At 65.6% G+C, this 5,223-nt stretch carries 6 protein-coding genes; 4 read left to right on the top strand and 2 right to left on the bottom strand.

The genetic code is table 11. The annotated features are described in order from the left end of the window. Positions 1–52 precede the first annotated feature (52 nt). Positions 53–376, top strand: coding sequence for a thioredoxin (gene trxA / locus BGN95_RS02025; protein WP_179511627.1), 324 nt, complete (start codon positions 53–55; stop codon positions 374–376). Between the two features lie 74 nt (positions 377–450). Here the strand turns inward: trxA and BGN95_RS02020 are convergent, their stop codons facing one another. Both BGN95_RS02020 and argJ read right to left on the bottom strand, forming a co-directional pair. Then, complete coding sequence (locus tag BGN95_RS02020; RefSeq protein WP_286771469.1) at positions 451–1,059, bottom strand: glutathione S-transferase family protein; 609 nt, start codon at positions 1,057–1,059, stop codon at positions 451–453. Between the two features lies 1 nt (position 1,060). Further along, a complete protein-coding gene (gene argJ, locus BGN95_RS02015; RefSeq protein WP_286771468.1) occupies positions 1,061–2,287 on the bottom strand; it encodes a bifunctional glutamate N-acetyltransferase/amino-acid acetyltransferase ArgJ in 1,227 nt (408 codons plus the stop codon). Between the two features lie 17 nt (positions 2,288–2,304). Here argJ and BGN95_RS02010 point away from each other — a divergent pair, with 17 nt between their 5' ends. The 3 genes from BGN95_RS02010 to secA form a co-directional block, all read left to right on the top strand. Then, entirely contained in the window at positions 2,305–2,886 is a 582-nt protein-coding gene (locus tag BGN95_RS02010) for an energy transducer TonB (RefSeq protein WP_286771467.1), read from the top strand. Between the two features lie 64 nt (positions 2,887–2,950). After that, a complete protein-coding gene (locus tag BGN95_RS02005) occupies positions 2,951–3,205 on the top strand; it encodes a hypothetical protein (RefSeq protein WP_265312057.1) in 255 nt (84 codons plus the stop codon). Positions 3,206–3,313: 108 nt separating this feature from the next. Continuing rightward, positions 3,314–5,223 (top strand): preprotein translocase subunit SecA (secA, locus tag BGN95_RS02000; RefSeq protein ID WP_286771466.1); only part of this gene is annotated, 1,910 nt, incomplete at its 3' end.

Raw genomic sequence — 5,223 nt, 5'->3', positions numbered from 1 at the left:
GTTGAGCGCGGGCGCGTCGCATCCTAAATTGCGCGCACAAGGAGACAATCGAATGGCCACTAAGCAGATCACCGACGCGAGCTTCAGCGCCGACGTCCTTCAGTCCGACAAGCCGGTGCTGGTCGATTTCTGGGCGGAATGGTGCGGCCCGTGCAAGATGATCGGCCCGAGCCTGGAGGAAATCTCCGAGGAACTCGGCGAGCAGGTGACGATCGCCAAGCTCAATATCGACGAAAATCCCGATGCGCCGGGCCGTTATGGCGTGCGCGGCATCCCGACGATGATCCTGTTCAAGGGCGGCAACCCCGCCGCGACCAAGGTCGGCGCAGAGCCCAAGGGCCGGATCAAGGCGTGGCTCGAGGGCGAGCTGGCCTGACCCCCACCGCGATCGACATCACTGGATCACAAGCAAGGGGCTGACATCGTTCGGCCCCTTGTTTTTTGCGCCGCTCAGGTCAGCGGGATCATCACATGCCGCGCATAACCCGACCGGGATTTCAGCCGTTCGTACCAATTTGAGACATGCGGCATCGCCGGCCGCTCGATCGGCAGCGCGAACCAGGTGTGGATATAGACCCCCATCGGCACGTCGCCGATGCCGAAACTCTCCCCGTTGAGCCACGGCGTGCGTGCCAGCGCATCCTCGAGGATCGCGACCTGCTTCGCGCAGGCGTTCGCCGAGCGCGCCACCGCGTCCAAGTCGCGCTCCACCGGGGCCTTGCGCACGAGATTGATGAAGGCGTCGCGCTGCGCCTCGGCATAAGTGAATTGCCAATCCATCCAGCGATCGGCCAGCGCTCGTTCCTGCGGCGTCTTGCCCCACAGGCCGACGTCATATGTATCCGCGAGATAGCGCAGGATCGCGTTCGATTCCCACAGCGTGAAATCGCCGTCCTCGATCGTCGGGATCAAGCGGTTGGGGTTTTTCGCGATATAGGCCGCGTCCATCCCGAACGCGCCGCCCTTGTCGATCCGTTCATAGGGCAGGGCGAGTTCCTCCGCGAACCACACCACTTTCTTCACATTGTGCGAATTGGGCCGCCCCCAGATGCGCAGCATGTCAGCTCCGGTAATCGGCGTTGATCGAGATATAGCCGTGCGTCAGATCGCAGGTCCACACCGTCGCGCGGCCGTCGCCGAGCCCGAGATCGACCCCGATCTCGACTTCGCGGCCCTTGAGATGCGCGGCGACCGGGGCCTCGTCATACCCCTCCACCGCAAGGCCGTCGCGTGCCACCTCGACCGCGCCGAAGCGGATCGCGAGCCGATCGCGCTCGGCGGGTTCGCCGGCCTTGCCGACCGCCATCACCACGCGGCCCCAATTGGCGTCCTCCCCGGCGATCGCGGTCTTGACCAAGGGCGAATTGGCGATCGACATCGCGATGCGATGCGCGCTGCGGTCGCTCTCGGCGCCCGTGACGGTGATCTCGATCAGTTTCTGCGCACCTTCGCCGTCACGCACCACGAGCATCGCAAGCTGGCGGCACAGATCGGCGAGCGCCGCGCGGAAGGCGTCCGCGCCCGGGCTGTCGTCTCCGGTGAGCGCGGCGTTGCCCGCCTTGCCCGTGGCGAAGGCGAGGACGGTGTCGCTGGTCGAGGTGTCGCCGTCGACGGTGATGCACGAGAAGGTCTTGCCATTGGCCGCCGACAGAGCGGCTTGCAGGAAGGCGGGCTCGACCGCGGCGTCGGTGAAGATGAACCCGAGCATCGTCGCCATATCGGGCGCGATCATCCCCGAGCCCTTGATGATGCCGACAAGCGTGACGCTGCGCCCGTCGACGATCGCGGTGGTGACCGCCCCCTTGGGATAGGTGTCGGTGGTGCCGATCGCCTCGGCCGCGGCGCGCCAGTCGCTCGGCGCGGCGTTGAAGGCGGCGTCGAGCCCGGCTTCGGCTTTGTCGATCGGGAGCGGCACGCCGATCACCCCGGTCGAGGCGACGAAGATATCGGACGGCTGACACCCGAGCTGCCCCGCCGCCCGTGCCGCGATCGCCTCGACCGCCGCGCGGCCGCGGTTACCGGTGAAGGCGTTGGAATTGCCCGCATTGACCACCAAGGCGCGCGCCTTCCCCAGCACCAGCGCCTTGCGGCACCATTCGACCTCGGGCGAGGGGCATTTCGATTGCGTCAGCACGCCCGCGACTGCCGTGCCTTCGTCGAGCGTGACGAAGGTCAGGTCGCAGCGATCCCATGTCTTGTAATGCGCCCGCGCCACGCGCGGCGTCGCGCCGGCGACGGCGGGAAGATCGGGGAAGGGGGTGGCGAGCGGGGAGATGGACGTGGACATATGAGCGCCATAGACAGGTGACCGGTGCGGAAAAAGGGGCGACCGTGAACCAAGGGAAAGAAGACGGTGTCCCGGACGTTCCGGTGCTATCGCCTAGTGTGGACGGACCAGACTTTCGGGGCTTAGCGATTATTGCCCTGTGTGCGGTATTGGTGCTGGCAATTGCATTCCTGCTGGCGTTGAAAGTGGAGCATTGGGTGGATCGCGCCAGCGATGGTTTTCCGTCGTGGCAGCGGCAGCTCGATCGCCCGAGCAAGGTGGTTTCTGCATCTCGGCCGCGTACAATTCCGCTCCGGGATCCCGCGAAGGCCAATATGCCCGCTGTGGGCAATCCCGGCCTCGCGTTCTCTCAGGATAATTATCCCGCAGAGGCTTTGCGGCGCGGCGAGGAAGGGCGCGTCGTTACCATGCTTTTGATCGATGCTACCGGTGCGGTCGCAAGTTGTTCGGTGACAAAGAGCAGCGGGTCGCGGCTGCTTGATGAGACGACCTGCCGCATTGCGCGTGAAAGGGTACGATACGAGCCTGCGCGCGACGCCGCGGGGAACGCGATTGCGAGCCGTACGGTGTTGCCGGTGCGTTGGGCTATTTCGCAGTGAGCGACGCGTCGGGCGCACGAAACGGTTGGACCTTTGGCATCACCGTCCCTATGTCTTGCCGCGCATGAACTTGCTTCTGCTCCTCTCCGCCCTGCTTTCGGCGCTGACCGGCGTCGGCGCGCGCGTGGGCTCGCCGCAGCCGGTGCAGGCCGTGGCGCAGGAGCAGGCGGTGCGCCTCGCCCCCGCGACGATCGCCGCGCGCGCGACGATGCGTCCGGTGCAGGCGCTGCCGTCGCTCGTCATGCTCGCTTCGGCCGCGGCGTTGGCCGTGCCCGCTTTCGCCGCCGTCCCCGCCTGGGTCGATCGCCGGCGCGAATAACACCTGCGTGCGCCCCGCCACAGCGCGGCGTTCCAGCCCATCGTCGATCCCGCGCGAGCCCCGCGAATCCGTGTGGCGCCGCGCCCATCCAATATCAGGAAGTCCGCCATGTTCGCCGGCCTCGCCAAATCGCTTTTCGGCTCGTCCAACGACCGTTACGTCCGCTCGCTCAACCCCGTCCTCGCCAAGATCGCCTCGTTCGAGCCGACGTTGCAGGCGATGGACGACGCGACGCTCGCCAACCAGACCGTGCTGTTCCGCGAACGGCTCGCCAACGGCGAGACGCTCGACCAGATCCTGCCCGAAGCCTTCGCCACGGTGCGCGAGGCGGCGCGCCGCGTGCTCGGCCAGCGGCATTATGACGTCCAGATGATCGGCGGCATCGTCCTCCACCGCGGCGAGATCGCCGAGATGCGGACCGGCGAGGGCAAGACGCTCGTCGCGACGCTCGCTACCTATCTCAACGCGTTGCCGGGCACGGGCGTCCATGTCGTCACCGTCAACGACTATCTCGCCAGCCGCGACGCGGACTGGATGGGCCGCGTCTATCGCTTCCTCGGGCTGACCGTCGGCGTGATCATTCCGAACCTCAGCGACGAGCAGCGCCGCGAGGCCTATGCCGCCGACATCACCTATGGGACGAACAACGAGTTCGGCTTCGACTATCTGCGCGACAACATGAAATATGAGCGCAGCCAGATGGTGCAGCGTCCGTTCGGCTTCGCGATCGTCGACGAGGTCGACTCGATCCTGATCGACGAGGCGCGGACCCCGCTGATCATCTCCGGCCCGACCGACGACAAGTCCGAACTGTACATCAGCGTCGACGCGATCGTGAAGCAGCTCGTCCCCGAAGATTACGACATGGACGAGAAGCAGCGCACGATCGTGCTGACCGAGGACGGCACCGAAAAGGCCGAGCGGCTGCTCGAGGCGGCGGGGCTGCTCAAGGGCAGCAACCTCTACGATTTCGAGAATACCCAGGTGGTCCACCACCTCAACCAGTCGCTGCGCGCAAACGTGATGTTCAAGGCCGACACCGATTATATCGTCAAGGACGGCAAGGTCATCATTATCGACGAATTCACCGGCCGCATGATGGACGGGCGGCGCTGGTCGGACGGGTTGCACCAGGCGGTCGAGGCCAAGGAAGGCGTGACGATCGAGCCCGAGAATCAGACGATGGCCTCGATCACCTTCCAGAATTATTTCCGCATGTATCCCAAGCTTTCGGGGATGACCGGTACCGCGGCGACCGAGGCGGCGGAATTCTACGACATCTACAAGATGAACGTCGTCACCATCCCGACCAACCTGCCGGTGCAGCGTGTCGACGAGGAAGACGAATTCTACAAGAACACCCACGACAAGTTCCGCGCGATCGCGCGGAAGATCCGCGAACATGCCGAGCGCGGCCAGCCGGTGCTGGTCGGCACCGTCTCGATCGAGAAGTCCGAGCTGCTGAGCGACTTCCTCAAGCAGGAGGGGGTCGACCATTCGGTGCTCAACGCGCGCTATCACGAGCAGGAAGCGCATATCGTGGCGCAGGCCGGGCGGCTCGGCGCGGTGACGATCGCGACCAACATGGCGGGGCGCGGCACCGACATTCAGCTCGGCGGCAACCTCGAATTCCGTATCGAGGACGAGCTCTCGGGGATGCCCGAGGGGCCGGCGCGTGACGCTGCGATCGAGACGATCAAGGCCGAGATCGCCGCCGAGAAGCAGCGCGTGCTCGAAGCCGGCGGGCTGTTCGTCCTCGGCACCGAGCGCCACGAGAGCCGGCGTATCGACAATCAACTGCGCGGCCGTTCGGGGCGTCAGGGCGATCCGGGGTTGAGCCGTTTCTACCTCAGCCTCGACGACGATCTGCTGCGGATTTTCGGGCCGGATACGTTGTTCGCGCGGATGATGCGCAACAATATCGAGGACGGCGAGGCGATCGGCAGCAAGTGGCTGACCAAGGCGATCGAGACCGCGCAGAAGAAGGTCGAGGCGCGCAACTACGACATCCGCAAGCA

The organism is Sphingomonas sp. 66-10 (assembly GCF_001897045.1).
GTDB classification, from domain to species: Bacteria; Pseudomonadota; Alphaproteobacteria; order Sphingomonadales; family Sphingomonadaceae; genus Sphingomonas; species Sphingomonas lycopersici.
This window is presented reverse-complemented; position numbering and strand designations above follow the sequence as displayed.